At 74.3% G+C, this 4124-nt stretch carries 5 protein-coding genes; 1 reads left to right on the forward strand and 4 read right to left on the reverse strand.

What is annotated here, in order from left to right:
• The 4 genes from ACFWFR_RS17820 to ACFWFR_RS17835 all read right to left on the reverse strand — a co-directional run.
• Nucleotides 1–427 (reverse strand): DUF1801 domain-containing protein (locus ACFWFR_RS17820; protein ID WP_377623922.1); only part of this gene is annotated, 427 nt, incomplete at its 3' end.
• Between the two features lie 48 nt (nucleotides 428–475).
• Nucleotides 476–1384 (reverse strand): aminoglycoside phosphotransferase family protein, encoded by a 909-nt coding sequence (locus tag ACFWFR_RS17825; protein WP_377623923.1) that lies wholly within the window; start codon nucleotides 1382–1384, stop codon nucleotides 476–478.
• Nucleotides 1384–2109: an NUDIX hydrolase gene (locus ACFWFR_RS17830; RefSeq protein WP_377623924.1), complete on the reverse strand. Its 726-nt coding sequence runs from the start codon at nucleotides 2107–2109 to the stop codon at nucleotides 1384–1386. The genes ACFWFR_RS17825 and ACFWFR_RS17830 overlap by 1 nt, the downstream gene beginning before the upstream one ends.
• Nucleotides 2106–3554, reverse strand: coding sequence for a GuaB1 family IMP dehydrogenase-related protein (locus tag ACFWFR_RS17835; RefSeq protein WP_377623925.1), 1449 nt, complete (start codon nucleotides 3552–3554; stop codon nucleotides 2106–2108). The genes ACFWFR_RS17830 and ACFWFR_RS17835 overlap by 4 nt, the downstream gene beginning before the upstream one ends.
• A 152-nt stretch (nucleotides 3555–3706) precedes the next feature.
• Here ACFWFR_RS17835 and ACFWFR_RS17840 point away from each other — a divergent pair.
• Nucleotides 3707–4124 (forward strand): 1-deoxy-D-xylulose-5-phosphate synthase N-terminal domain-containing protein (locus ACFWFR_RS17840; RefSeq protein ID WP_377623926.1); only part of this gene is annotated, 418 nt, incomplete at its 3' end.

The raw sequence follows: 4124 nt of genomic DNA on the forward strand, positions 1-4124 counted from the left end.
CCCGCTGGGTGAACGTGCCCGCGGTCACGGCCGCGTAGGAGCGGCGCACGATCTCCTCCAGGACGTCGAGGTCGTTCTTCGACAGGTCCTTGAGGTACACGCACACGAGGCTCGCGGTGTGCGGGCCGAGGCGAGCCAGCAGGTCCTGGTGCGCAGCCGTCCCGTCGGGCAGGTAGACCGTGGACGCGGCCTTGCGCGGCGAGAACCCGGCCGCCCCCGCGTCGCCCTGCCGCCCGCTCGCGTACTCGTAGTGGTACTGGCCGAACCCGATGATCGACGGCCCCCACATCACGGGCGGTTCGCCCGTGACGCGCTGCATGAGGGCCAGGAGCGTGTCCGCGTCGCGGCGCCGGACCTTGTGGGTGACGGTCGCGAGGAAGGCGTCCACGTCGCCGTCGTGCGGGCGGGTCTTCGCTTCGGTAGCCATGCGAGCCAGTATCGCGCGGTGGGGCGCCGCGTGCCTGGGACGGGCGGCTCAGTCGTCGCCGAGCACCTGCGCGAGCGTGTGCGCGCCCAGGTCGGCGAACGCCGGGTCGTCGTCCGAGTGGGCCGCGAACGCCGTGCCGAGGACCAGCGCCCAGGCCCGAGCCCGGGCCCAGGTCGGGTCGTCGGTCCCGCGACGGGCCGTGACGGCCTCGCGGAACGTGCGGCGACCCACGGCGTCGAACGTCATCCAGGCGGTCGCGAGATCCGTGGCAGGGTCGCCGCTCGTCATGTCCCCGAAGTCGACCACGGCGCCCAGGCGGTGGTCGCCGGGCGCGAGCACCAGGTTCGCCGGGTGCAGGTCGCCGTGCAGCCACACCGCGGGCCCGTCCCAGGCGGGGACCTCGACGAGGCGGGACCACAGGTCGAGGAGAGCTCCGTCGTCGGGCACCTGGCCCGACGCGAGGCGCTCCCGGACCGACGCGTCGCGCGCGGCCAGAGGGACGCCGCGGAACGGGTTGAGCGGGGCCTCGGGCGGCGCGGGGACGTGCAGCGCCGCGAGGAAGGCGGCGAGGTCGACGGCGAACGCGCGGCGCAGCGCCGGATCGACCGCGAGGGCGCTCAGCCCGTCGAACCACGGGACGACGCTCCACGACCACGGGAAGGCGGGGCCAGTGGACCCGTCGGAGGGGAGCCCGACCCGCACGGGAGCGGGGACCGGCACGGGAAGGCGCGGCGCGAGCAGCGGCAGCCACTCCTGCTCGTGGCGCACGAGCCCGGCCGCGAGGTCGCGTCGCGGGACCCGCACCGCGAGCTCGTCACCCAGGCGCAGCACGACGTTGTCCCAGCCGTTCGCGACGACGTCCAGGGGCAGACCGGCCAGGTCGGGGTGCTGGGCCGCGAGCAGGGAGCGCACGAGGTCGACCGTCACGTCGACCTCTGCTGCGGGCCGCAGCGCCACTAGACCGGCACCTCGACCGTGCGCGCCGCGTCCCACGGCTCGGCCCAGCCGAGCCGGTCCAGGAGCGCGTCGAGGATCGCGCCCGTGAACCCCCACACGAGGTGCTCGCGCCCGTCCGCGGACACCAGGAAGGCTGGGCTCTTGTGCGTGCTGCGTCCCCGGCGCACGACGGCGGTGCGGCGGTTTGCGGGGTCCGTCAGGTCCGCGACCGGCACCCGGAAGACGTGCGCCGACTCGGCCGAGTCGACGACCGCGACCGGTGTGGGCCGCGCCCACCACGCGACCACCGGTGTCACGAGGTGGTTGCTCACGGGCAGGGGGAGCGGGGACAGGGCGCCCAGGACCTCGACGCCGTCGCGGTCCAGGCCCGTCTCCTCGACCGCCTCCCGGAGCGCTGCGTCGACCAGGTCCGCGTCCGTGTCCTCGAGCCGCCCCCCGGGGAACGAGACCTGGCCCGGGTGGTGGCTGAGCGTCGAGGCGCGGGCGAGCAGGAGCACGTCGAGGTCGGCAGGCACGGGGGAGGCCGTCGCGTCCCGACCGGACACGCTCCGGGACGCCAGGACGTCGTCGAGCACACCGAACAGCACCAGGACCGCGGCCTGCCGTACGCGCGACTCGTCGAGCGTGCCGATCGCGTAGCGCCACGGACGCGGCCACGGTGAACCGTCCTGGGCGAGGGCCGCGAGCTCGGTGCGCGCCGAGCCCGCCGAGGGGGGAACCGTCACCAGCCCGCGGGCAGCGGGCGCCCCTCCTCGTAGCCGGCCGCGGACTGGATGCCCACCACGGCCCGCTCGGCGAAATCGGTGAGCGAGGCCGCACCCGCGTACGTGCACGAGCTGCGCAGGCCCGCGGTGATCTCGTCGATCAGGTCCTCGACGCCCGGGCGGGCCGGGTCGAGGTACATGCGCGAGGACGAGATGCCCTCCTCGTACAGGCCCTTGCGGGCCTGCTCGAACGGGGAGCCGCCCGCGCCACGGGCTGCGACCGCGCGCGCCGAGGCCATGCCGAACGACTCCTTGTAGAGGCGACCCGTGCCGTCGTCGTGCAGGTCGCCCGGGGACTCGTGCGTCCCGGCGAACCACGAGCCGATCATGACCTGGGACGCGCCCGCCGCGAGGGCCAGGGCGACGTCGCGCGGGTGCCGCACGCCGCCGTCGGCCCACACGTGCTTGCCCAGCTCGCGTGCCGCGGCCGCGCACTCGAGGACCGCGGAGAACTGGGGACGGCCCACGGCCGTCATCATGCGCGTGGTGCACATCGCGCCCGGACCGACGCCGACCTTGACGATGTCCGCGCCCGCGGCCACGAGGTCGCGCACGCCCTCGGCCGTCACGACGTTGCCCGCGACGATCGGGACCTGCGGGTCCAGGGACCGCACGGCCTCCAGGGCCTGGAGCATCTTGACCTGGTGACCGTGGGCCGTGTCGACCACGAGCACGTCCACGCCCGCGGCGAGGAGCTCTGCCGCCTTGGCCTTGACGTCGCCGTTGATGCCCACGGCCGCCGCGATGCGCAGGCGGCCCTGGGCGTCCAGGGCGGGGGAGTAGACGCTCGACCGCAGCGCACCGCGACGCGTCAGGACGCCCACGAGGCGCCCGTCGCGCACGACCGGGGCGACCTTGCGCCGCGAGCGGTGCAGCTCGTCGAACGCGGCCTGCAGACCGCCGGGACCCGACACGACCGACGCGTCGACGGTCTGCGGCTGCGCGGACATGACCTGCTGGACCTGCGTGAAGCGGTCGACGCCCAGGCAGTCGGCCTCGGTCACGACCCCCACGGGCCGGTCGCCGTCGAGCACCACGGCCGAGCCGTGCGACCGCTTGCCGATCAGCGTCAGCGCGGTGTGCACGGTGTCCGTGGGGGAGACCACGACCGGGGTCTCGATGACCGGGTCCTTGCCCTTGACGTCGGCGACCACGTCCGCGACGACGTCGGTCGGCACGTCCTGCGGGATCACGACGATCCCGCCGCGCCGCGCGACGGTCTCGGCCATGCGGCGGCCCGCGACCGCGGTCATGTTGGCCACGACGAGGGGGATCGTGGTACCCGTGCCGTCGTCGGACGCGAGGTCGACGTCGAAGCGCGAGGTGATCTCGGAGCGGGACGGGACGAGGAAGACGTCGCCGTAGGTCAGGTCGGTGGTGGGCTGCTGGCCCGGCAGGAAGCGCACCTCCTCAGTCTACGGAGGCGATCGGCCGGACGAGGGCGGATCGGGTGCCCGGCGCGTGCAGAGGTCGTGATCGGGCCTCTCCGGGCGCGAGCACCCGTCCGGACGGCCTAGAGTTGTCGGGCTAGTCGAATGGCAGGCGGAACGGAGCGGTTATGACCCTGTTGAGCAGCATCACGTCACCGGAGGACCTCCGGCGGCTGACCCCCCAGCAGGTGGAGACCCTCGCAGCGGAGATCCGCGAGTTCCTCGTCTCCGCCGTGTCCCGCACGGGCGGGCACCTCGGACCGAACCTCGGTGTCGTCGAGCTCACGCTCGCGATGCACCGCGTCTTCGACTCGCCCAAGGACTCGTTCGTGTTCGACACGGGCCACCAGGCCTACGTGCACAAGCTCCTCACGGGCCGCCAGGACTTCTCCGCGCTGCGCAAGCGCGACGGCATGTCCGGGTACCCGAGCCGCGCCGAGTCCCCGCACGACATCGTCGAGAACTCGCACGCGTCGACCGCGCTGAGCTGGGGCGACGGGATCGCCAAGGCCAACGTCGTGCGCGGCCTGCGGGACAGGCACGTCG

Source organism: Oerskovia sp. NPDC060287 (genome assembly GCF_042726775.1).
GTDB lineage: Bacteria > Actinomycetota > Actinomycetes > Actinomycetales > Cellulomonadaceae > Oerskovia > Oerskovia merdavium.